The organism is Microvirga brassicacearum (genome assembly GCF_008757455.1).
Taxonomy (GTDB): domain Bacteria; phylum Pseudomonadota; class Alphaproteobacteria; order Rhizobiales; family Beijerinckiaceae; genus Microvirga; species Microvirga brassicacearum.
Genome location: NZ_VCMV01000006.1, coordinates 1 through 21285 on the forward strand (window position 1 = coordinate 1; position 21285 = coordinate 21285).

At 64.2% G+C, this 21285-nt stretch carries 21 protein-coding genes; 11 read left to right on the plus strand and 10 right to left on the minus strand.

All coding sequences use genetic code 11. The annotated features are described in order from the left end of the window. The coding region (locus FEZ63_RS04740; protein ID WP_420846261.1) for a hypothetical protein at positions 1-729 on the minus strand (729 nt) is incomplete at its 3' end. A gap of 194 nt (positions 730-923) precedes the next feature. On the opposite strand from FEZ63_RS04740, the gene FEZ63_RS04745 reads away from it, so the two are divergent. Continuing rightward, positions 924-1226 (plus strand): hypothetical protein, encoded by a 303-nt coding sequence (locus tag FEZ63_RS04745; protein WP_150942493.1) that lies wholly within the window; start codon positions 924-926, stop codon positions 1224-1226. Positions 1227-1274: 48 nt separating this feature from the next. Here FEZ63_RS04745 and FEZ63_RS04750 read toward each other — a convergent pair whose 3' ends face one another. Both FEZ63_RS04750 and FEZ63_RS04755 read right to left on the minus strand, forming a co-directional pair. Beyond that, positions 1275-3050, minus strand: a complete 1776-nt coding sequence (locus tag FEZ63_RS04750; RefSeq protein WP_150942494.1) for an SLC13 family permease — start codon at positions 3048-3050, stop codon at positions 1275-1277. Positions 3051-3112: 62 nt separating this feature from the next. Next, on the minus strand, positions 3113-3574 hold the full coding sequence (locus FEZ63_RS04755) for a CAP domain-containing protein (RefSeq protein ID WP_244622646.1): 462 nt from the start codon (positions 3572-3574) through the stop codon (positions 3113-3115). Positions 3575-3719: 145 nt separating this feature from the next. Between FEZ63_RS04755 and FEZ63_RS04760 the strand changes: the two genes are divergently transcribed. Together FEZ63_RS04760 and recQ are read left to right on the plus strand one after the other, a co-directional pair. Continuing rightward, positions 3720-4991, plus strand: coding sequence for a TIGR03862 family flavoprotein (locus FEZ63_RS04760; RefSeq protein WP_150942495.1), 1272 nt, complete (start codon positions 3720-3722; stop codon positions 4989-4991). Then, on the plus strand, positions 4988-6790 hold the full coding sequence (recQ, locus tag FEZ63_RS04765; RefSeq protein WP_150942496.1) for a DNA helicase RecQ: 1803 nt from the start codon (positions 4988-4990) through the stop codon (positions 6788-6790). Before FEZ63_RS04760 ends, recQ begins: the two co-directional genes overlap by 4 nt. Before the next feature lie 161 nt (positions 6791-6951). Here the strand turns inward: recQ and FEZ63_RS04770 are convergent, their stop codons facing one another. From FEZ63_RS04770 to FEZ63_RS04785, 4 genes are all read right to left on the minus strand, one after another. After that, entirely contained in the window at positions 6952-8064 is a 1113-nt protein-coding gene (locus FEZ63_RS04770) for a Gfo/Idh/MocA family protein (protein WP_150942497.1), read from the minus strand. 11 nt (positions 8065-8075) lie between these two features. Beyond that, a complete protein-coding gene (locus tag FEZ63_RS04775; RefSeq protein WP_150942498.1) occupies positions 8076-8861 on the minus strand; it encodes an ATP-binding cassette domain-containing protein in 786 nt (261 codons plus the stop codon). Continuing rightward, positions 8861-10000: an ABC transporter permease gene (locus FEZ63_RS04780; RefSeq protein WP_150942499.1), complete on the minus strand. Its 1140-nt coding sequence runs from the start codon at positions 9998-10000 to the stop codon at positions 8861-8863. The genes FEZ63_RS04775 and FEZ63_RS04780 overlap by 1 nt, the downstream gene beginning before the upstream one ends. 70 nt (positions 10001-10070) lie before the next feature. Continuing rightward, positions 10071-11021: a sugar ABC transporter substrate-binding protein gene (locus FEZ63_RS04785; RefSeq protein ID WP_150942500.1), complete on the minus strand. Its 951-nt coding sequence runs from the start codon at positions 11019-11021 to the stop codon at positions 10071-10073. Positions 11022-11303: 282 nt separating this feature from the next. Between FEZ63_RS04785 and FEZ63_RS04790 the strand changes: the two genes are divergently transcribed. Continuing rightward, positions 11304-12152 carry a MurR/RpiR family transcriptional regulator gene (locus FEZ63_RS04790; RefSeq protein ID WP_150942501.1) on the plus strand — a complete coding sequence of 283 codons (849 nt, stop codon included), beginning with the start codon at positions 11304-11306 and terminating at the stop codon, positions 12150-12152. A 22-nt stretch (positions 12153-12174) separates the two neighbouring features. Here the strand turns inward: FEZ63_RS04790 and iolG are convergent, their stop codons facing one another. Further along, complete coding sequence (gene iolG, locus FEZ63_RS04795) at positions 12175-13164, minus strand: inositol 2-dehydrogenase (RefSeq protein WP_150942502.1); 990 nt, start codon at positions 13162-13164, stop codon at positions 12175-12177. Between the two features lie 145 nt (positions 13165-13309). Here iolG and FEZ63_RS04800 point away from each other — a divergent pair, with 145 nt between their 5' ends. From FEZ63_RS04800 to FEZ63_RS25465, 7 genes are all read left to right on the plus strand, one after another. After that, positions 13310-15223 carry a bifunctional 5-dehydro-2-deoxygluconokinase/5-dehydro-2-deoxyphosphogluconate aldolase gene (locus FEZ63_RS04800; RefSeq protein WP_150942503.1) on the plus strand — a complete coding sequence of 638 codons (1914 nt, stop codon included), beginning with the start codon at positions 13310-13312 and terminating at the stop codon, positions 15221-15223. A 44-nt stretch (positions 15224-15267) separates the two neighbouring features. Next, positions 15268-17115, plus strand: a complete 1848-nt coding sequence (gene iolD, locus FEZ63_RS04805; RefSeq protein WP_150942504.1) for a 3D-(3,5/4)-trihydroxycyclohexane-1,2-dione acylhydrolase (decyclizing) — start codon at positions 15268-15270, stop codon at positions 17113-17115. 20 nt (positions 17116-17135) lie between these two features. Beyond that, positions 17136-18020, plus strand: a complete 885-nt coding sequence (gene iolE / locus FEZ63_RS04810; RefSeq protein WP_150942505.1) for a myo-inosose-2 dehydratase — start codon at positions 17136-17138, stop codon at positions 18018-18020. A gap of 12 nt (positions 18021-18032) precedes the next feature. Beyond that, complete coding sequence (gene iolB, locus FEZ63_RS04815; protein ID WP_150942506.1) at positions 18033-18833, plus strand: 5-deoxy-glucuronate isomerase; 801 nt, start codon at positions 18033-18035, stop codon at positions 18831-18833. Positions 18834-18961: 128 nt separating this feature from the next. After that, a complete protein-coding gene (locus tag FEZ63_RS04820; protein ID WP_150942507.1) occupies positions 18962-19174 on the plus strand; it encodes a hypothetical protein in 213 nt (70 codons plus the stop codon). A 129-nt stretch (positions 19175-19303) separates the two neighbouring features. Further along, on the plus strand, positions 19304-20062 hold the full coding sequence (gene trhO, locus FEZ63_RS04825) for an oxygen-dependent tRNA uridine(34) hydroxylase TrhO (RefSeq protein WP_150942508.1): 759 nt from the start codon (positions 19304-19306) through the stop codon (positions 20060-20062). Beyond that, on the plus strand, positions 20055-20276 hold the full coding sequence (locus tag FEZ63_RS25465) for a SlyX family protein (protein WP_275552330.1): 222 nt from the start codon (positions 20055-20057) through the stop codon (positions 20274-20276). The genes trhO and FEZ63_RS25465 overlap by 8 nt, the downstream gene beginning before the upstream one ends. A 29-nt stretch (positions 20277-20305) precedes the next feature. Here FEZ63_RS25465 and FEZ63_RS04835 read toward each other — a convergent pair whose 3' ends face one another. Then, on the minus strand, positions 20306-20530 hold the full coding sequence (locus FEZ63_RS04835) for a hypothetical protein (RefSeq protein ID WP_150942510.1): 225 nt from the start codon (positions 20528-20530) through the stop codon (positions 20306-20308). Continuing rightward, positions 20527-21285: a hypothetical protein gene (locus FEZ63_RS04840; RefSeq protein ID WP_150942511.1), complete on the minus strand. Its 759-nt coding sequence runs from the start codon at positions 21283-21285 to the stop codon at positions 20527-20529. Before FEZ63_RS04840 ends, FEZ63_RS04835 begins: the two co-directional genes overlap by 4 nt.

Consider the following 21285-nt stretch of genomic DNA (forward strand, 5'->3'; position numbering starts at 1 on the left):
CGAAAGATCGTACCAGACGCCGCGGTTGGCACAGGCCATCATGTTGCCGCGGCGGGAGCCGCCGGTGCCCCGCCATTCCCGCACCACGAGGCGGCAGCGGATGTCCCCCGGCATCTGCGACCGGTTGAGCGCTTTGATCGTCACCTTGCCGGACGCGCCCGACGCTGGATTCTGCCAGGCGGCGCTGCGCCCCGCGCCGTCGATCACCGAGAGAATCGCTTGCGCTTCGGCGGGGCGATCCGCGTCCGGCACGATCCGCGCGGCCGCGCGTTCCGCCTCGGCGCGCGCCATCGTGCCCCGCACCTGACCCCGCGCTTCGCTCATCTTCGATACCGCATAGCCCGTTCCAGCCGCCTGCATGAGGAGGCTGGGAGCAGCGAGGCTGGCGCCTCCCGTCATGGCCGCTCCGACGCCCGCATTCGCCACCGAAGCCGCGAGGTTCAGGGTCTGCATCGTCATGGCCTGGCTGATCCGGCCATCGATGGCACCGGCCATGTCCGGCCGGGAGAGGTCGCCAGCCGCCACGGCGTCGAGTCGCGGCGCGATGAGGCTCAGATCGATACTGCCCGAATCATCCGGGACCTCAGAATTCGGCCTCAGATCCCGCGCCGTGCCGACGACGCCGGTCGGATCGAGCCGGGCGGCGATGTCGGCACCGCCCGAGGGTGTGCAGCCCGCAGCAAGGGCGGCGAGACCTGCAGCCCCCATCCATTTTTGCAATGTGCGCACTCCGAACCTCGCTCCGCGAAGCAAGATCGATATCACATTGCATAAAATGCGAAAATGCGGGGCGTTGCTTGGTCGCAATGGATCGGCCCAGGGACGAATTTTTCTCTGGCGGGCGATCAACGCTTTGTTCACCAGGAACCGGAACCGCGCCGAAGATTTACCGCGCGTTCATCGCTCTCATCCAAGCTGAGCCCATGACGCACCACCCAAACGCGATGATGGATATGGGCCCGCAGACCTCTCCCGACCCGATATTCACACCCGCCCCGTCCCGTTATGAGCGCCCGCGTCTCGCCGAGCGCGCGGGCTTCGGAATCATGCCCGCCCCGGCGCGGCCGTCGCGCCATAACACGTTCATCCTGGGCCGCTCCGATGCGCGCACGCGCCCTCTCCTCAATCAGGAAGAGCGCGATCGCCTCCATTGCTGGTCCATGATTGTCGCAATGGGATCCTCCTTGACCGGGCTCGGCCTGCTGCTCACCTCGATTTTTCACTGAGAAACCCCAACAAAAAGCCCGGCAACGGCCGCTCCTCCGCTCCGTTCCTCATTGCAGCGGCCAGAAGATCATGATGAGGGGCGTTCCGACCACCACCACGATGATCGAGAGCGGCAGCCCCAGGCGCCAGTAATCGCCGAATCGATAGCCGCCCGGTCCCATCACCAGCGTGTTGCACTGATGGCCGATGGGCGTGAGAAAATCGCAGGCCGCGCCGATGGCGACCGCCATCAGGAAAGCATCGGGACGGAAGCCGAGTTGCGTCGCGAAGCTCGCCGCGATCGGCGCCATGACCAGCACGGTCGCGGCATTGTTGAGAAACGGCGTCACGGCCATTGCCGCGACCATGATGAGCACAAGCGCTCCGGTCGGCGGAAGGACATTTGCCGCAGAGGAAAGCCACGCGGCGATGAGTTCTGTCCCGCCGGTCGTGCGAATCGCCTCGCTCACCGGGATGAGCGCCCCGAGCATCACCAGAATCGGCCATTCCACCGTCTCGTAGGCCTCGCGCAAGGTGAGTGAGCCAAACAACACGAGAAGCACGCCGGCGCCAAAAAACGCGATTGCCACCGGCAGCAGATTGAAGGCGACGAGCGCCATCGCAACCGCCAGAACCGCCAGGGGAAGAAAGCTCCGTCGCGCGCTGCCCAGCCGGATCGCGCGCTGGGCCAAGGGAAGGCAGCCAAGATCTTTCAGGGTGTCGGGAAGTCTCGTGAGATTCCCCTGGAGAACGATCACATCCCCCGTCCCCAGGGTGATGTCGCGCAGACGCTCGGTGAAGCGCTTGCCACTGCGGCTGACGGCGATGAGATTGACCTGATAGCGCTCATACAGCGCGATGCGTTCGGCCGAGGCGCCGGTCAGCACCGAGTTGGGACCGACAATCGCCTCGATCACGCCGATCTCGTCGGTCTCCTGCTTGTCGGGGCGGCGGTGTTCGCCGCTGAGTTTCAGGCCCGAGCGAGCCACCACGCTCTCCAGCGCATCGGGCTCCCCCTCCAGCATCAGCAAATCGTTTTGGCGGATAGGCGCATCCGGGAAGGGGCTCGAACTGCGGGTTTCGTCTCGAATGATCGCCGCAACCTTGATGTCGCCCTTGCCCATCTTGAGCAGGTCGGCCACCGTCTTGCCGGCAATGTCCGCATCCGCCGGAACCCGTGCCTCAGTCACGTAATCCTTGATATTGAGTGCTTCATCCAGGTTGGCCGCGCCCTTGCGGTCCTTCGGCAGGAGGCGATAGCCGAAGGCCAGAAACGTGACGCCGACGATGGCGATGCCGATCCCCACAGGCGCGAAGTCGAACATCCCGAATGGCTCACCGAGCATCTCGCTCCGAACCCGCGACACGATGATGTTGGGTGAGGTTCCGATGAGCGTCACGATCCCGCCGAGAAGCGACCCGAAGGCCATCGGCATGAGGAACTGCGACGGCGGCGTGTTGGTGCGGCGGGCTATCTGGAACGCCACGGGAATCATCATCGCCAGGGCGCCGACGTTCTTCACGAAGGCCGACAGCACCGTTACGACGCCGACCAGCACGACGATCTGAAGCTGCGTGGTGCGAAGGTAGGGCGCCAGACGATCGAGACCGGCCTCGAGCACCGCCGATTTGGCGACCGCCGCGCTCACCAGAAGCGCGCTAGCGACGATGATGACGATGTCGTCGCTGAACCCGGAGAAAGCCTTGTCGGCCGGCACGACGCCGACGAGCACTGCCGTGAGCAGGGCCAGCGCCGCTACCATGTCGTAGCGCAGACGGCCCCACACAAAGAGCGCCATCATCCCGGCGACCACGGCGAAGGCGAGGATCTGTTGGTATGTCATGGGCGCCCGCGCTGAAGGAACAAGCCCCTAACGCGCCACGGTCAAGTTTGTGCCGCTTAAAATTATTGCCCGAGCACGAGGGCCCAATAGCGGCCATAGCCTCCATTCGCATCCGCCCGTGCGAGGCCGATCCGCCTTGCCTGAGGCATCAGCAGGTTGCTGTTGTGGCCCGATGAGGCTTTCCAGCGACCGATCGCACCGTCGACTGTCGACGATCCGGCGGACAGGTTCTCGGCCGAATAGCCGAGGACGCCGAATTCCTCCATCCGGCTGCCGAAACGGCCATGGCTGAGCTTTCCGGCCGCCGCAACCGCACGAGCCTGATGCTCGGCAGCATCGTTGAGACGGGAATCGACCGTCACCGGGCTCAATCCCTGCGAGACGCGATAGGCTGAAATCAACGACGCGGCCTGTGCGGCGTCAGTCGTGGTGCTCCCGGTGACCTGGTGGGAGGCGGGGAGCTGCTGGCCGGCACATCCGGCGACAGCCAGGACGGCCAGAAAGACAAACGACAAAGCCTTCATGGAATTCCCCTGAGGCCGGCATCTTCGGCCGTTCCCCTTGATAAAATACGCAATGGCGGTCATGTGGACGTGCCGCCGATCCGATGCCGCTGCATGCCATGCCGTGCGCGTCGGGTCCATAACGCCTCCCGCGTCAGCTCACCGCATGTCAAAAAAACCATCCTCGTTTCGTGTTGCCGTCATCGGCGGCGGTCCTGCCGGATTGATGGCGGCTGAAAGGCTGGCGCAAGCGGGCCTTGCGGTCACGATCTACGACCAGATGCCATCGGTCGGCCGAAAACTGCTCATGGCCGGGCGCGGCGGCCTCAACCTGACCCACAGCGAGGATCTGGCCCGATTCGTCGTGCGTTTCGCCGAGGCGCTGCCGCATTTGCGCCCGGCCATCGAGGCTTTCCCGCCGGAGGCGCTTCGCCGCTGGAGCGAGGGCCTCGGCCAGGAAACCTTCGTCGGCTCGAGCGGCCGGGTATTTCCCAAGGCCTTCAAGGCATCGCCCCTGTTGCGCGCCTGGCTGCGCCGCCTCGAATCGCTCGGTGTTGCCTTCGCCCTGCGCCACAGCTGGCAAGGGTGGGACGAGGCGGGCAGCCTCCTTTTCACGAACGCGGCCGGCGAGATCGTCACCGCACGCCCCGATGCGGTCGTTCTGGCGCTCGGCGGCGCGAGCTGGCCTCGCTTGGGATCCACCGGCGCATGGGTGCCGCTCCTCGAGGCCCGCGGCGTGCCGATCACCAGACTTCGGCCCGCCAATATGGGCGTGAAGGTGGCCTGGTCCGACCTTCTGCGCACCCGGTTCGAGGGTCAGCCCCTCAAGCGTATTGCCCTGACATTCGGCGGCGTGACGGTGCGGGGCGAAGCGGTGGTCACCGCGGACGGGCTTGAGGGCGGCGCGGTCTACGCGCTCTCGGCGCCGCTGCGCAATGCCATCGAGCGGGACGGCGAGGCCATCCTGAGCGTCGATCTGCGGCCGGACATTTCCCTGCAATCGCTCATCAACCGACTGGCGGTTCCGCGGAAAGGGCAATCCACCTCGACGTTTCTGCGCAAGGCGGCCGGGTTGTCGCCCCTCGACATCGCGTTGTTGCGCGAAGGCGGCACGGACCTGCCGGCCGATCCAGAAGCCCTCGCGCGCCTCATCAAGGCCGCACCCCTCCGCCTGACCGGCCTGAAGCCGCTGGAGCGGGCGATCTCGACCGCGGGCGGCGTTCCCTTCGCGGAAGTGGACGACCATCTGATGCTGCGCCGGGTGCCCGGCATATTCGTTGCCGGCGAAATGCTCGATTGGGAAGCGCCGACGGGCGGCTACCTGCTGCAGGCGACGCTTTCGACCGCCGTCGCGGCGGCCGGAGGCGTTCTCGCTTTCCTGAAGATTCCCAATGCCGCATTGACCGAATCCAGACCCTCGGCCACACCGGAACCGTGACCGACCCGCTTAAAATTCTCCACGACGTCTTCGGCTTCTCGACCTTTCGCGATGGTCAGGAAGACATCGTGCGGTCCGTCCTTGCGGGACACGATGTGCTGGCGGTGATGCCGACCGGGGCGGGAAAATCGCTCTGTTATCAATTGCCCACCTTGGTGCGCGAGGGCCTGACGCTCGTGGTCTCGCCCCTCATCGCCCTCATGCGCGACCAGGTTGCGGCGTTGCGCCATTTCGGCGTCGAGGCGGGAAGCCTCAACTCTGCCAATGATCCGGATGAGAACCGGCGCGTCGCCGACGCGGTGCGGGATGGCCGGATGCGGCTGCTCTATGCCTCTCCCGAGCGCCTCGCGAATTCGAATGCCACCGAATGGCTCGCACGCTCCGGCGTCAGCCTGCTCGCCATCGACGAAGCCCATTGCGTGTCGCAGTGGGGACATGATTTCCGCCCCGAATACGCGCTGCTGGGTGACGTTCGCCGCAGACTCGGTGGCGTGCAGACGATCGCGCTGACCGCCACCGCCGACGTTTCCACGCGCGGCGACATCATGCACCGGCTGTTCGAGACGGAGCCGCGCATCTTCATCCACGGCTTCGACCGCCCGAATCTGCGGCTCGCCATGCAATCGAAGGACCAGTCGAAGCGACAGCTCTTCGCCTTTCTCGACAAACACCGCCGTGAGAGCGGCATCATCTATTGCGCGTCGCGCAACGCCACCGAGAAGTTGGCGGATTCCCTCTGCCAGGCGGGCTACCGGGCGATGCCGTATCACGCCGGAATGGCGCAGGCGGACCGGGCCAAAAACCAGGACATCTTCCTGCAGGAGGACGGCGTCGTGATGGTGGCGACCGTCGCGTTCGGCATGGGAATCGACAAGCCTGACGTGCGTTTCGTCGCGCATGCGGCTCTGCCCAAATCCATTGAGGCCTATTACCAGGAGATCGGCCGTGCGGGGCGCGACGGCGAGGCCGCCGACACCCTGACGCTCTACGGTCTCGACGATATGCGTCTGCGCCGCTCGCAGATCGAGGACAGCGACGCATCGGAAGAGCAGAAGCGTGTCGAGCGACAGCGCCTGAACGCCCTCGTGGCTTTGTGCGAGGCACCACGCTGCCGCCGCCAGACACTTCTGGCCTATTTCGGCGAGACCACCGAGCCGTGCGGCAATTGCGATCTCTGCATCGATGGCGTCGTTTTATTTGACGGCACCATCGAGGCGCAGAAGCTCCTGTCCGCCATCGTGCGCACCGGCGAACGCTTCGGCACCGAACACATCATCAGTATTCTGATGGGGGAAGAGACCGACGCGATCCTTCGCCTCGGCCACAATGGCCTCAAGACATTCGGTGTGGGCAAGGACCGCTCGAAGACCGAATGGCGCTCACTCCTTCGCCAGATCTACGCGCTCGGTCTTATCGCTCTCGAACTCTCCGAATATGGGCGCTGGACCATCACTGAACGCGGCGTCGCGGTGTTGAAAGGCCTCGAACCGGTGGAATTGCGCGCCGATGTGTTGATGAAGCCACGTGAGCGGAAGAGCCGGCGCGGTGTGATGGCGGCCGAGTCCGTGGTGCCCGGCGACGATCCGCTGCTGCTCGCGCTGAAGACCCTGCGGACGCGGTTGGCCAAAGAAGAGGCCGTGCCCGCCTATGTGATCTTCTCGGATCGCTCGCTTGTCGACATGGCGGTGAAACGCCCGAAATCGGCTGGTGCGTTCGGGGAGATCCACGGGGTCGGGCAAGCGAAGCTCGACCGCTACGCAGATGCGTTTCTGACGGTGGTGCGCGAACACGCCGACTAGGTCGCGCCGTCATTCCGGGGCGCGGCTGTGCCGCGAGCCCGAAACCCATAAACGCTAACGTTGCCGGATGATGCCCCGCATTCCGACGGAGGTGGATTGCCCATGGCCGGTCTGGAATATGGGCTCCGGGCTCCGCTTCGCGGCCCCGGAATGACGGAGAGCTAGCCCACCTCGACCCATGTGCCGGAATGTGCGCTGCGCGCCATCGCATCCACCGTGCGCTCGATGCGAAAGCCATCTTCGAAATCGATGAGCGATGCCGCTTCGCCCCGAATGCGCCCGACGAGCTCGCGGCATTCGATGACCTTGAGATCGTTGAATCCGAGACCGTGACCGGGAGCGGGAATGAATTTGTCGTAGGGCGGATGATGGGGCGCGGCCAGGATGGTGCGAAAGCCTTGTGTTTCGCTGTCCCCCACGGTGTAGAGCTGAAGCTCGTTCATGCGTTCCTGGTCGAAAACGATCGTGCCTTTCGCGCCGAACAACTGAACGAACAATCGACCTTTGCGGCCCCAGGCCGACCGGTTCAGCGCGATGAGGCCGGATGCGCCGTTTTCGAGTTCGATCAACGTGCTGGCGATGTCGTAGGTCTCGACCGCGCGCCGCCCGCCGCCCGCCAGTGGACGATCGGAGTAAGGCCGCGACATGTGTCCGCACACCCGACGGACGCCGCCGAACATCACCCACAGAAGGCTCAGCGCGTGAACCCCGAAATCGTCGAGCGCCCCGTGGCCGGACGAAGCCTCGCTCTTCCAGAAGAACAGCGCTTCGGGGTCGGCCATGAAATCTTCGTCCATTTCGATCCGGACGTGATTGACCTCACCGATCCGGCCCTCGTCAAGCAGGCGTCGGATCAGGCGGATCATCGGGTTTTGAATGTAGTTGTAACCGAGCACCGCGACCTTGCCCGATGCGCGAGCGGCCTCAACCATCCGCTCCGCATCGGCGAGCCTCGTCGCCATCGGCTTCTCGCACCAGACGTGCTTGCCGGCTTCCAGCGCCGCAATCGCCATTTCGGGATGGAACGCGTTGGGTGTGGTGATGGACACCACATCGACCTCGCGGTCGGAAACGAGCGAGCGCCAGTCGGCGGTGGCGCGCACGAAGCCCAGTTCGCGCGCCCTGCTGACTGCGAGTTCCGGCGATGTCTCAGCCAAGACCGCCAGGCGAGGGCGTTCCACGTCGCCGAAAATCGCCGCGACCCCATTCCACGCAAGCGCGTGGCATTTGCCCATGTAGCCGGAGCCGATCAAACCAACGCCGAGTGATGCCATTTTTGAAAGCCTCAGACCATGCCGCCGAGTTCGTTCGACAGGGATTGCAGCTCCTTGCCGCCCGCCATCAGATTCTGCAGCTCGTCGATCTGAATGCCGGACTTGTCGAACGTTCCGAGAGTCTTGCCGCGATTGAGCACCGTGAAACGGTCACCCACCGCGTAGGCGTGGCGCACGTTATGGGTGATGAAGATGACGCCGAGGCCCTTCTGGCGCACCTGATGGATGTATTTCAGCACCATCGAGGTTTGAGCGACTCCCAGCGCCGAGGTGGGTTCGTCGAGGATCAGCACCTTGGCGCCGAAATAGACCGCGCGCGCAATCGCAACGCATTGGCGCTCGCCGCCCGAAAGGGTGCCGACCGCCTGGTGGGGATCGCGCACGTCGATCCCGATCCGTTTCATTTCCTCACGGGTGACTTCGTCGCAATGGTCGAAATCCACATAGCGGAAAGGCCAGATCCCTTTTGTCGGTTCGCGTCCCATGAAGAAGTTGCGCGTCACCGACATGAGCGGGATCATCGCAAGATCCTGGTAGACCGTCGCGATGCCCGCATCGAGGGCGTCCCGCGGGCTGGTGAAATTGACGTGCTCGCCTTCGACCAGAAACTCGCCGTCGCTCGGCTTATGCACGCCCGACAGGGTCTTGATGAGCGTGGACTTGCCGGCACCATTATCGCCCAGCAGGCACATCACCTCGCCCTGGCGCACCGTCATGGAGATGCCCGACAGGGCGATGACGGAGCCGAAATGTTTGACGAGGTTGCGAACGTCGATCAGCGCGTCGGTAGAGGCCATCAACGTTCTCCCGTCACTTTTTTGCGGATGAAGTTGTTGAACAGAACGGCCAGCAGCAGCATCGCGCCGAGGAAGACCTGAAACCAGTCGGAATCGAAGCGCGTATAGGTGAGGCCGATCGACACCATGCCGAAGATGATGGCGCCGAAAAACGCGCCGATGGCCGAGCCGTAACCGCCGGTAAGCAGGCAGCCGCCGATGACGGCCGCGATGATCGCCTCGAATTCTTTCTGGAAGCCGCGCCGGGCATCGGTTGATCCGGCATCGAGCACCGTCAGGACGGCCACGAGCGTCGCGGCGCAAGCGGTCAGCATGAACAGGCTTGTCTTCACCCGGTCGACCGGAACGCCCGAATTGCGCGCCGCATTGGCATCACCGCCTGCGGCGAAAATCCAGTTGCCGGCTTTGGTACGCAGCAGGATCCAGGTTGCGAACGCGGTAAAGAGAACGAACCAGATGATGGAGACCGGAACGCCGCTCACTGTCGGGACCCCGTTGGGGAACTTCGCCACGATATCGTTCGCGGCAAGCCACGCAAAAAGTCCCTCCAAGGCGTTTCCGGAGAACATCTCCCGCACGATGCCTTCGCCCGCCTGTTCGCCGATCCCGCGCATCTGCGTCGAGCCGCCCGTCGCCCATTTCAAGCCGACGAGCGAGAGACCGCGCAAGATGAACAGGAACGCCAACGTGACGATGAACGATGGCAGCCGGGTGCGGATCACGATCTGGCCGTTGATGCCGCCGAGGAACGCCGCTGCAACGAGCGTGGCGAGGATCGCCGGCAGCAACGGGAGCCCCACGAGCAGCAGGAAACAACCGAATATCAGGCCGGAAAAAGCCACCATCGATCCGATGGAAAGATCGAATTCACCGCCGATCATCAACAGCGCGGCGGCGATCGCCAGGATGCCGAGTTGCGATGACGGCGTCAGGATGTTCATGACTCCCGCAAGGGTGAACATGGACGGATCGGCGGTGGACAGAAAGAAGAGGGTGACGAGGACGAGGCCCGCCGCGGCGCCGAGCTCCGGGCGGCGCATGAGGCGAGTGGCGAGGGACGCCGCCTTCAGCCGCTCATCGCGTGGCGTTTCGACCGCTGCGGCGGGACCGCCCGCTGTCGGCTGTTCGAGATGCGCCATTCCCGCCTCCATCACGCTTTGGAAAAACGCAGCCCACGGACGAGCCGCGGGCTGCGGGACTTTGGGAAGCCTAGCGGATGCCCTTTGCCGACAATTCGACTACCTGCGCGGCTTTTTCCTTGGTGATCAGATTCGGACCTGAGGGCACGTTGCCGCCGGGGACCAGGCCGTACTTTGCGTTGAGGGCCAGGAACGTGACCGGCAGATAGCCCTGCAGATATTGCTGCTGGTCGATCGCGAATGCCGCTTCGCCAGCCGCAATCGATTTCAGGAAATTGGCCGAGAGATCGAAAGACGCGACGCGCACGCCCGACTTGCCCACATCCTTGACGGCAGCCACCGAGGGCTCGCCGGCTGTTCCGGCGCCCAGCGCTAGAATCGTGTCGATTGACCCGTCGGAGGTGAGAGCGGCCTTGACCTTGGCGCGGATATCGGTGGGATCGTTTGAGACCGGCAACACGGTGACCTTGCCGCCGAAGCCCTCAGCGAAGCCCTTGCACCGCAGGTCGAGCGACACGTTGCCGACCTCCTGGTTCACGCAGATGCCGATCTTGCCGCCCATCTCTTTCAACTTTGCGCCGGCGATGCGGCCCGCGTCGACTTCGTCCTGGCCCACGTGGAGGAGCGCGCCGAGCTTCTTGGAAACGTCCGAGCCGGAATTCATGGAGATCACCGGAATGCCGGCTGCCACGGCTTTCTGGATTGCCGGGCCGAGAGCCGAGGCATCGGGGATCGACACGATGAGCCCTGCGGGCTTCTGGTTTACGGCCGCATCGATGAGCTGGCTCATGGCGACCATGTCGAAGGTCTCGGGCGCACGGTAATCGACCTGCACCTTCATATCCTGCCCTGCCGCCGTCACGCCGTTCTTGACCACCGACCAGAATGGATCATTGGCCTGGCCGTGGCTGACGACGATGATCCGCGGACTCTGTTGGGCGGCGGCCGGAATGGCGGTCGCAAGCGTGAAGGTCGCCGAGACTGCCGCGGCTGCAACGAGACCTGTGAGAAGTGACTTCATGTTGTTTCCTCCCGAGATGGGTTTGCCTGGGTTCATCGTCCGGAGGCTCCGGTTGCAATGAACAGCGCGACTTTCAAACCGTCGCGTCGTTGAGGTGGCAGAAGGAATTCCCGATGCGTTCAGTACATCGGGCGAAACTGGCGTTCCCTCTGCGGCTCGATCCGAAACAGAACGGTCGAGCCGTTTACTTCTCTCTTTAGAATTTTTATTCCATTTTTAGCCGATCGGTGTCAAGGTCCCCGCTTCAGGCTGAAAACACGGCGATGGGAGACCGACACGATCATGGCGGACGGCTCAGAGATGGCGGTCGACGCTATTCCGGACGATTACGAGGGCTTTCGCACGCTGCTATTGAGCCGCCGTGAGGCGATGCCGAAGCGGCTCAAGCAACTCGCGAGCTTCGCCCTGGCTCACCCGGAGGAAATGGCGTTCGGGACGGTTGCGGGCATCGCCGAGCATGCCGGCGTGCAGCCCTCGACGCTGGTGCGCTTCGCCAAGAGCCTCGGCTACGAGGGATTCTCTCATCTCCAGCAATTGTTCCGCGATCGGCTGCGCGAGCGCTTCCCGGATTATCGCGAGCGCCTGCGAGGATTGCGCGAGGCGGAGGGGCACCACGTGCATGCGGTGTCGCTGCTCGATGGCTTCACCGCCGCGGCTGCCGTCTCTCTCGAGCGAATGCGCGATTCGGTCCGCCCCGAGGAATTGTCCCGGGCGATCGAGACGCTGGCCAAGGCGGATACGATCTATCTGCTCGGCGCGCGGCGTGTCTTTCCGGTGTCGGCCTATTGCGCCTATGCGTTCGGCAAACTCGGCGTGCGGGCGATCCTGATCGATCACATCGCCCAACTGGGACCGGAACAACTGGCAACGGCGACCAAACGGGATGCGGTGCTGGCGATCAGTTTCACACCCTATGCGCCCGTCACCGCCGAACTCTCCGCACTCGCCGCTCGGCGCGACATTCCGGTGGTGGCGATCACCGATTCGGCGTTCAGTCCGCTGGTTCCCAGTGCCGGCGTGTGGCTCGAGGTCGCCGAATCGGATTTCGGCGCCTTTCGCTCGCTATCGGCTTCCTTCGCACTGGCGATGGCGCTCGCGGTCGGCACTGCGGAGAAGCGCGCAGAGCGATAGGGCGAGCGCCACGGCCGTCGTTTTACAGCCGCACCGGTTTGCCGCTTTGCGCCGACTCAGTCGCCGCATCAGCGAGACGCTGCGCCATCAACCCGTCGCGGCCCGTGGGCTCGCAGGCCTTGCCGGCTTTCACAGCCGCCAGGAACGCGCCCAGTTCCGCCCGATAAGCGTCGGCGTAGCGCTCGAGGAAGAAATCCTGAACCGGATCGGCGGTGACTCCGGCCGCATTGGCCACTTCGACCGTGGTGCGGTGGATGTTGCCCGCGCGGATCATGCCCTTCGACCCGTGAACCTCCACCCGCTGATCGTAGCCGTAGGTGGCGCGGCGGGAATTCGAGATCTGGACGATGCGGCCCTTCGCGGTCTTCAGCAGCACGGCGGCCGTATCCACATCGCCCGCCTTGCCGATTTCCGGATCGACCAGCGACGAGCCGACCGCATGCACCTCAACCGGCTCGTCGCCGAGCAGGAGAAAGCGCGCCATGTCGAGGTCGTGGATCATCATGTCGCGAAACAGGCCGCCGGATGTCGCGATGTAGCTGACGGGCGGCGGGCCCGGATCGCGCGACAGGATCGTCACCAGTTCGACCTCGCCCACCTCGCCATCGGCGAGACGTCGGCGCAGGTTCGCAAAATTCGGATCAAAGCGGCGGTTGAACCCGATCATCAGCGGCGTGCCGGCCTTCTCGACCATGCCGAGGCAAGCTTCGATCCGCGCGCTCGACAGATCGACCGGCTTCTCGCAGAACACGGCCTTGCCGGCGCGTGCGCCACGCTCGATCAGATCGGCATGCGTGGTGGTGGGCGTGCAGATGAGGATGGCATCGACGTCCGAGCGCTCGACGATATCGTCGAGCGACGCAACGTCAGCACCCGTGGCCGCCGCGAGTTCCTGCGCCGAAGGCGCATGTGGATCAGCCACCGCCACGAGGCGTGCATCCGGATGGTTGGCGGCGTTGCGGCCATGAATCCGGCCGATGCGGCCGGCGCCCAGAACGGCGATCCTGATCATGTTACCCCCGACATTCTTTGCCGGCTCAGCGGCAAGTTTAGAATTGATGTTCCAGCTCAAGATGCTAATAGAATAAACATTCTACAGCAGCAAGCGCCGCGATAAGGCTCGAATCTGGCTCTAGGCCGGTTCCGGGAGGAATACCATGAAGCCTGTTCTCGATGTCGTCACCATCGGCCGCTCCTCGGTCGATCTTTACGGCCAGCAGGTGGGTGGACGACTGGAAGACATGGCGTCCTTCTCGAAGGCGGTCGGCGGCTGTCCGGCCAACATCGCCATCGGCACCGCGCGGCTCGGGCTCAAATCCGGACTCGTCACGCGGGTTGGCGACGAGCCAATGGGCAATTTCATCCGCGAGCAGATGGTGCGCGAGGGCGTTGCCACGCAAGGGATTGTGGTTGATGCGGAGCGGCTGACGGCGCTGGTGATCCTGGGCGTGCGCGACGAGGATTCGTTCCCCCTCATCTTCTACCGCGACAATTGCGCCGACATGGCGCTGCACGAGGACGACATCGACGAGGATTTCATTGCCTCGGCCGGCGCCGTCGTTGTCACGGGAACGCATTTCTCGCGCGACAATACGGCAGCGGCGCAGAGAAAGGCGATCCGCATCGCCAAGGCGAATGGCCGCAAGGTGGTCTTCGACGTGGATTACCGCCCCAACCTCTGGGGTCTTCTCGGGCATGCCGCCGGCGATTCGCGCTATGTGCGCTCCGAGGCCGTGACCGAGCATCTCAGACCGATCCTTGCCGATTGCGACCTCATTGTCGGCACCGAAGAAGAGCTGCACATCGCGGGAGGCTCCGAGGATACATTAGAGGCCATTCGCAATATTCGGGCGGTCTCCCGGGGCACGATCGTGTGCAAGCGCGGCCCGATGGGCTGCGTGGTGTTTCCCGGCCCCATCCCCGACGCGCTCGATGATGGGGTCAAGGGACCCGGCTTTCCGGTCGAGGTCTTCAACGTCCTTGGCGCCGGCGACGCCTTTCTATCGGGCTTCCTGCGCGGCTGGTTGATGGACGAACCCTTGGAGACGTGCTGCGCCTACGCCAATGCCAGCGGTGCTTTCGCGGTCTCGCGCCTTCTGTGCTCGCCGGAGATTCCGACCTTTCCGGAACTGCGGCACTTCCTGCAACACGGCAGCCGCCACAAGGCGATTCGTCTCGACGAAGACATCAACCACATCCATTGGGCGACGACGCGGCGCCCCGCCCCCGCCACGCTGATGGCGCTCGCCATCGATCATCGCATGCAGCTGGAGGCGATGGCGAACGAGGTCGGTGCATCGGTCGAGCGGGTGCGCGACTTCAAGGTGCTGGCAGTCGAGGCTGCGGCGCGGGTGGCCGACGGCCGCCCCGGTTTCGGCATGTTGCTGGATGGCACCTATGGCCGCGAGGCGCTGTTTCGCGCAGCCGACCACCCTTTCTGGATCGGTCGCCCGGTCGAGCTGCCGGGCTCGCGCCCGCTCGATTTCGAGGGCGGCGGAAGCCTTGCCGCGCAACTCATCGAATGGCCTGTCGGGCACACCATCAAGTGCCTGTGCTTCTACCATCCCGACGATCCGCCCGACATGAAGGAGCGTCAGGAACGCGAGTTGCTCCGCCTTTACGACGCCGCGCGCAAGGTCGGCCGCGAGTTGCTGATCGAGATCATCGCAGGCAAGAATGGACCGCTCGGACCCGACACAGTCGCCATCGTGGTGCAACGGCTTTACGATCTCGGCATCAAGCCCGATTGGTGGAAACTCGAGCCACAGACCGATGCCGCCGCGTGGCGCGCGATCGGCACTGTGATCAAGACGAACGATCCCTATTGCCGCGGCATCGTGCTGCTTGGACTCGAGGCGCCGGAGGCAGAGCTTGAAGCCGCCTTCGCGGCGGCGGCAAGCGAACCCCTGGTCAAGGGTTTCGCGGTCGGGCGCACGATCTTCAACGAGGCCGCGCGCCTATGGTTGAAGGGCGAGATCGACGATGAGGCGGCCGTTGCCGACATGGCGGGCCGCTTCCGGCGTCTTGTCGAGTCCTGGCAGCGCATCGCCGGTCGTTCAAAGGCTGCGTGACGATGCCAATTCGGTCGAACCCGCACATTCCACAAGGAGCACCCATGAGCACGATCCGCCTCACCATGGCGCAAGCGATCGCCCGCTTCCTGACGGCGCAGAAGACCGAGATCGACGGGACGCTCGTGCCGGTCTTCGCGGGAGTGTGGGCGATCTTCGGCCACGGCAACGTGGCGGGAATGGGCGAGGCGCTGTACGGCGTGCGCGACCAGCTCCCGACCTTTCGCGGCCACAACGAACAAGGCATGGCGCACGCCGCCATCGCCTTCGCCAAGGCCTCGCGGCGGCGGCGGATGATGGCCTGCACAACGTCGATCGGCCCCGGCGCAACCAACATGGTGACGGCGGCGGCCGTGGCGCATGTGAACCGCCTGCCGGTGCTGCTGCTGCCCGGCGACGTGTTCGCCAATCGCCGGCCCGACCCGGTTCTGCAGCAGATCGAGGATTTCTCGGACGGGACGGTTTCGGCCAACGATTGCTTCAAGCCGGTCTCCCGCTATTTCGACCGCATCGCACGCCCCGAGCAGATCATCCCCGCGCTCCAGCGCGCCATGACCGTGCTCACCGATTCCGCCGAGTGCGGCCCCGTGACATTGGCGTTGTGCCAGGATGCGCAGGCGGAAGCCTACGATTATCCCGAGAGCTTCTTTGCCGAAAAAATCTGGATGCAGCGCCGCATCCGGCCCGACCTGTCGGAGCTTGAACAGGCGGTTGCGCTGATCAGAAGCGCTAGGAAACCGTTCGTCGTCGCGGGCGGCGGGGTGCTGTTTTCGGGTGCCGAACGGACACTCGCTGACTTCGCGCAACAGCATGGAATCCCTCTCGGCGAAACGCAGGCCGGGAAATCGAGCCTGCCCCACGATCACGCGGCCAATCTCGGCTCCATCGGCGTCACCGGCACCGGAGCGGCGAACGCGCTCGCGGAGGAAGCCGATGTGGTGTTGGCGGTCGGCACGCGTCTTCAGGATTTCACCACCGGCTCCTGGGCGCTGTTCAAGAACCCGAACCGTCGCATCATCGGCCTGAACGTCCAGACCTTCGACGCCACCAAGCACAACGCCCTCCCGCTCGTCTCCGACGCCAAGGCCGGACTCGAGGCGTTGGGCGAAGCACTCCAGGGTTGGAAAGCGCCGGACGCGTGGACGGCGAAAGCCCGGGCCGAGAAGACACGGTGGTTCGACGAATCCGCGCGCTACACCGATCCGACCAATGCGGAACTGCCTTCGGACGCGCAAGTGGTGGGCGCCGTGCAGCGCAATACCTCGCCATCCGACATCGTTGTTTGTGCCGCAGGCGGCTTGCCGGGCGAATTGCACAAGCATTGGAAAGCCGCGCAGGCGCTCGGTTATCACATGGAATACGGCTATTCGTGCATGGGCTACGAGATCGCGGGGGGCCTCGGCGTGAAGATGGCCGACCCGGCACGCGAGGTCATCGTCATGGTGGGCGACGGCTCCTATCTGATGATGAATTCCGAACTCGCCACATCGGTGATGCTTGGCCAGAAACTCACCGTCGTGCTGCTGGATAATCGCGGCTATGGCTGCATCAACCGGCTGCAGCGGGCGACCGGCTCGGAGAGCTTCAACAATCTGCTGCAGCACACCCGGCACGTGACACTGCCCGACATCGATTTTGCGGCGCATGCGGCAAGCCTCGGGGCTCGCGCCATCAAGGTGAGCAGCATTGCCGAACTCGAGACCGCTTTGCAAAAGGCCCGCCAGGCGCAAGTGACGACGGTCATCGTCATCGACACCGACCCGCTCGCTGCGACCGATGCGGGAGGGCATTGGTGGGACGTTGCGGTGCCGGAAGTATCCGTGCGGCCACAGGTGAATGAAGCCCGCAAGGCGTATGAGAATGCTGTTTCGGCGCAACGCGTCGGCGATTGATCAATTGGGGAATACAACACATGACGATCCGAATCGGGGCCAATCCAATCGGCTGGTCCAATGACGACATGCTGGAACTCGGCGGCGAAACCCCGTTGGAGGTCTGCCTCGCCGAGGCGAAGGAGGCCGGTTTCGTCGGCATGGAACTCGGTAACAAGTTTCCCCGCGAGCCCGAAGCGCTCAAGAGGGCGCTGGCACCTTTCCATATGGCGTGCGTGTCCGGCTGGTATTCGGCCGAGCTTCTCCTGCGTGATGCGGAGGCGGAGATGAAAGCGCTGCGCCCCCATCTCGATCTGCTCAAGGCGATAGGCTCGAACGTGCTCGTCTTCGCCGAGACCTCGAATGCCATCCATGGCGACCGCACGAAACCTCTGTCGCAGCGTCCCGTGATGAAGAGCGGGGACTGGGCCGAGTATGGACGGCGCGTGACGCAGGTGGCGGAGCAGACGCTGAAGGAAGGCGTGCGCCTCGTCTATCATCACCACATGGGCACGATCGTCGAATCGGAGCCGGATATCGACGCCTTCATGAGCGCGACCGGGGACGCCGCCCACCTGTTGCTCGATACCGGCCACGCCACCTGGGGCGGCGCTGATCCGGCGGCTCTCGCGCGGCGCTATCGTTCGCGCATCAGCCACGTTCACACCAAGGACGTGCGCAAGGCGGTGATGGAAAAGGCGAAGGCCGAGAATTGGAGCTTTCTCGATTCCGTCCTCGAAGGCGTCTACACGGTGCCAGGCGACGGCATGGTGGATTTCGTGTCCGTGTTCAGGGAACTGCCGGGCTATAGCGGCTGGGTTGTCATCGAGGCGGAGCAGGATCCCAAAAAGGCCCATCCGCTTACCTATGCCAAGATGGGTTATGCCAATCTGACCCGCTTCCTGACGGAAGCTGGCCTGCGATAGAGGGACGAACACATGTCGAGGCTTCTCGTCAAACCGAGCCGGCCGGATTCGAGCGGCCGCGTGCATTCCATCACGCCGGCCTCGGCCGGATGGACCTATGTGGGCTTTGACGTCTATCGCCTCAATGCCGGACAGAGTTTGCAGCGGCAAACGGAAGACCGGGAGGCCTGCATCGTCATGTTGTCCGGCAAGGCGCGTGTTGCGGCGGCGGGACAGGATTTCGGCCTGATCGGCGGACGCGAATCGCCCTTCGAACCGGACCCATGGTCGCTGTATGCGCCCGCCCGTTCGGAATGGTCGTTGACCGCCGAAACCGATTGCGAGATCGCGGTTTGCACCGCGCCGGGGGAGGGAAAACTCCCCGCTCGCATCATTTCTCCCAATCAGGTCGGGCAGGAAACCCGCGGCACCGGCACCAACACACGCCATGTCCGCAACATTCTGCCGGAGACCGAGCCCGCCGAAAGCCTGCTCGTGGTCGAGGTCATCACGCCGTCCGGCCATTGGTCGAGCTATCCGCCCCACAAGCACGATCGGGATGCCTTGCCGGACGAGTCGTTCCTGGAGGAAACCTATTATCACCGCCTCAACCCGCCCTCGGGCTTTGCGCTCCAGCGGGTGTATACGGACGACCGGTCGCTGGACGAAACGCTGGCGGCAAGCGACGGCGACGTGGTCCTGGTCCCGAAGGGTTATCATCCGGTCGGCGCCCCGCACGGCTACGAGTCGTATTATCTCAACGTGATGGCGGGGCCGAAGCGGGTTTGGAAATTCCATAACGATCCCGACCATGCTTGGCTGATGAATCGCTGAGAGAGCCAGCCAGGGAAGGCTGCTCCGAACGCTTTCGCAGTTTGGCCAAAATCCTGTCCGAGGGTCGATTTGCGTCCGCGGCCTCTGCGCGGCCGTTCATCCGCACCTCTCGCCTCGGGATCTTCTGCATGTCGCGTGCCACTCTCGCCATTGCCTGCCTGCTCGCTCTGGGTCTCGCAGGCTGCGCCGTGTCGGGCTCCGTCAGCACCGCAAGCATCCGGGCTGAGGGCGATGAGGTGACGGTGCAGAGCAGCGAATGGGGCGGCGCCGTTGCGTGCGGCGCAGGAGGTGCCGGCGATCCGGCTTGCTCGGCGGCGCCGATCCGCCAGCGGTTCCCCTAGATCACGATAAGCTGGAGCATGATGTGGTCCGAAAACCGCTACACACTTTTCGGCATCATGCTACTGGAGCGACAAACAGGCCGGCCCGACGCGCTTTCCTGACGCGACGCCTCCTGATAAACCACCGCGATGACGTACAAGGTTGCAGCCCTTTATCAATTCGTGTCCTTGCCGGATTTCCGGGATCTCAAGTCGCCGCTTGAGCACCTCTGTGCCGATCTCGGCCTGAAGGGTTCGATCCTGCTCGCTCATGAGGGCATCAACGGCACCATTGCGGGCGCCCCGGAGGCGATCGATTCCTTCGTGGCAGAGTGCCGGACCGGACCACTTTTTCAACGGCGCCTCGACAACCTCGAGCTGAAATTCTCGACCGCCGCGGAGATGCCCTTCCGGCGACTGAAGGTGCGGCTCAAGAAAGAAATCGTGACGCTTGGGCACGAAGCGACCGATCCCACGGAAAGGGTTGGCACCTACGTCGCGGTGGAGGATTGGAACAAGCTCCTCGAAGAACCGGATTTGGTGCTGGTCGATACACGCAACCAGTTCGAGGTCGAAATGGGCACCTTTGAGGGTGCGATCGATCCCGGGATCGGGCGTTTCAGCGAATTTCGGGATTTTGTCGCCCGCGAACTCGATCCGCGCACACACAAGAAGGTGGCGATGTTCTGCACGGGCGGCATCCGGTGCGAGAAAGCGAGCTCTTTCATGTTGTCGCAGGGATTCGAGGAGGTCTATCACCTGAAAGGTGGCATCCTGAAATATCTGGAAGCCGTTCCCGAGGCCGAGAGTCGTTGGGCTGGCGACTGTTTCGTCTTCGATGAACGCATTGCGCTTGCTCACGGTCTGGTGGAGCGCGCCAGCCCCAGGGAAGAAAACGCCGGTGAGTGAAATCGATAATCTGCGCGCCCGTGTCGACACGCTGGAGATGCGCTTCTCCTATCAGGATCAACTCATCGAGGACCTGAACCGGACCATCACCGAGCAGTGGAAGCAGATCGACGCCCTGACCCGCCGCCTCGCCAATCTGGGCGAACGAGTGCGGGAAGCAGCCGACAATGCAGGCGCACCTGCTGCGCCGGAGCCGCCGCCTCCGCACTATTAATCCGAAGAAATCTCAGTCGCGTTCGCTTTCTAGCCGTGTCTTGCGTCTTCGCGCGCGACGCGCTCCGACACCGGGGCATCGATAAGCGAGCGCTCCCGCGCGACCTCCTGACGCCACCCGATGATCGCCGGGACGAGGGCGCAGAGCGTCCCGCCGGCCACATAGGCGCCAGCCGCCGCAAGCCAGCCATACGGCCAGGCAAAATACGCCGCAACCAGACCGCCGGTGATTCCAACAATGAACATGGAGATCATGAGACCATGTCTCCGACGGCTTGGCGGGGTTGCGGCGATGCGAGGCTCTCCGCAACCGCTGCCCGCTTCTGTGCGCGCAATCCCGCCTCTTGCGCGCATTTGTCCGAATGGGCCGCCTTGTTGATGACCTGCAGGTTGGGCGCACCCCAGAAGGCCAGCAATTCCGGCCAGGGTCGTTCGCGGTGCTCCGCCCATACGGAAAAAAGCGGAACGCGATGGTCGACCTCGGATGTTTTCAGCAACCGCTTCCCGGTGCTGGGGCATTTGCGCTGCTGGCGAAGCTTGAGAATTCGCAGATAGGCCGTCGGCGCTGCCCACAGCTTCCAGGCAACAACGCAGGCCGAATGCCAGGTTGCATTCTTGTTGGGGGTGCCGTCGCCCCATAAATCCGCGTGCCACCCGAGCCGGTAGACCGGTTGCCCGCAGACGCAGCAATGGCCCGGACCCAGCGAATATTTCCGCTCTCGATACGGCGCGGGCGGTGCCCGGAAGGATGTCGCATCGCCCCCCTTGCCGCTGCCGAGCCGCCAGACCCAACCCGGTGGCGTACCGCTCCTGGCCGCGAGCGCGCGACAAAGCCTGTCAGCCAACAGGGGATGATGCCGCCAGTAGGATTCGACCGCCAGTCGCTGGGTCGGCGGCGTCAATGGTTGCCGCATCGCGTGGGACAGGACGCAGGGCGGGAACAGATCGGAAAGCCGGCGCTCGAGCCGCGCGCGGGATTTCTCGTTTCTCTCATCTCGCCAGGTGGACAT

Excerpts from the sequence above, each read along its gene's own strand:
- FEZ63_RS04745 (WP_150942493.1), top strand. The coding sequence starts at position 924 with ATGACGCACCACCCAAACGCGATGATGGATATGGGCCCGCAGACCTCT.
- FEZ63_RS04750 (WP_150942494.1), bottom strand. The coding sequence starts at position 3,050 with ATGACATACCAACAGATCCTCGCCTTCGCCGTGGTCGCCGGGATGATG.
- FEZ63_RS04755 (WP_244622646.1), bottom strand. The coding sequence starts at position 3,574 with ATGAAGGCTTTGTCGTTTGTCTTTCTGGCCGTCCTGGCTGTCGCCGGA.
- FEZ63_RS04760 (WP_150942495.1), top strand. The coding sequence starts at position 3,720 with ATGTCAAAAAAACCATCCTCGTTTCGTGTTGCCGTCATCGGCGGCGGT.
- FEZ63_RS04770 (WP_150942497.1), bottom strand. The coding sequence starts at position 8,064 with ATGGCATCACTCGGCGTTGGTTTGATCGGCTCCGGCTACATGGGCAAA.
- FEZ63_RS04775 (WP_150942498.1), bottom strand. The coding sequence starts at position 8,861 with ATGGCCTCTACCGACGCGCTGATCGACGTTCGCAACCTCGTCAAACAT.
- FEZ63_RS04780 (WP_150942499.1), bottom strand. The coding sequence starts at position 10,000 with ATGGCGCATCTCGAACAGCCGACAGCGGGCGGTCCCGCCGCAGCGGTC.
- FEZ63_RS04785 (WP_150942500.1), bottom strand. The coding sequence starts at position 11,021 with ATGAAGTCACTTCTCACAGGTCTCGTTGCAGCCGCGGCAGTCTCGGCG.
- FEZ63_RS04790 (WP_150942501.1), top strand. The coding sequence starts at position 11,304 with ATGGCGGACGGCTCAGAGATGGCGGTCGACGCTATTCCGGACGATTAC.
- iolG (WP_150942502.1), bottom strand. The coding sequence starts at position 13,164 with ATGATCAGGATCGCCGTTCTGGGCGCCGGCCGCATCGGCCGGATTCAT.
- FEZ63_RS04800 (WP_150942503.1), top strand. The coding sequence starts at position 13,310 with ATGAAGCCTGTTCTCGATGTCGTCACCATCGGCCGCTCCTCGGTCGAT.
- iolD (WP_150942504.1), top strand. The coding sequence starts at position 15,268 with ATGAGCACGATCCGCCTCACCATGGCGCAAGCGATCGCCCGCTTCCTG.
- iolE (WP_150942505.1), top strand. The coding sequence starts at position 17,136 with ATGACGATCCGAATCGGGGCCAATCCAATCGGCTGGTCCAATGACGAC.
- iolB (WP_150942506.1), top strand. The coding sequence starts at position 18,033 with ATGTCGAGGCTTCTCGTCAAACCGAGCCGGCCGGATTCGAGCGGCCGC.
- FEZ63_RS04820 (WP_150942507.1), top strand. The coding sequence starts at position 18,962 with ATGTCGCGTGCCACTCTCGCCATTGCCTGCCTGCTCGCTCTGGGTCTC.
- trhO (WP_150942508.1), top strand. The coding sequence starts at position 19,304 with ATGACGTACAAGGTTGCAGCCCTTTATCAATTCGTGTCCTTGCCGGAT.
- FEZ63_RS04835 (WP_150942510.1), bottom strand. The coding sequence starts at position 20,530 with ATGATCTCCATGTTCATTGTTGGAATCACCGGCGGTCTGGTTGCGGCG.
- FEZ63_RS04840 (WP_150942511.1), bottom strand. The coding sequence starts at position 21,285 with ATGTCCACCTGGCGAGATGAGAGAAACGAGAAATCCCGCGCGCGGCTC.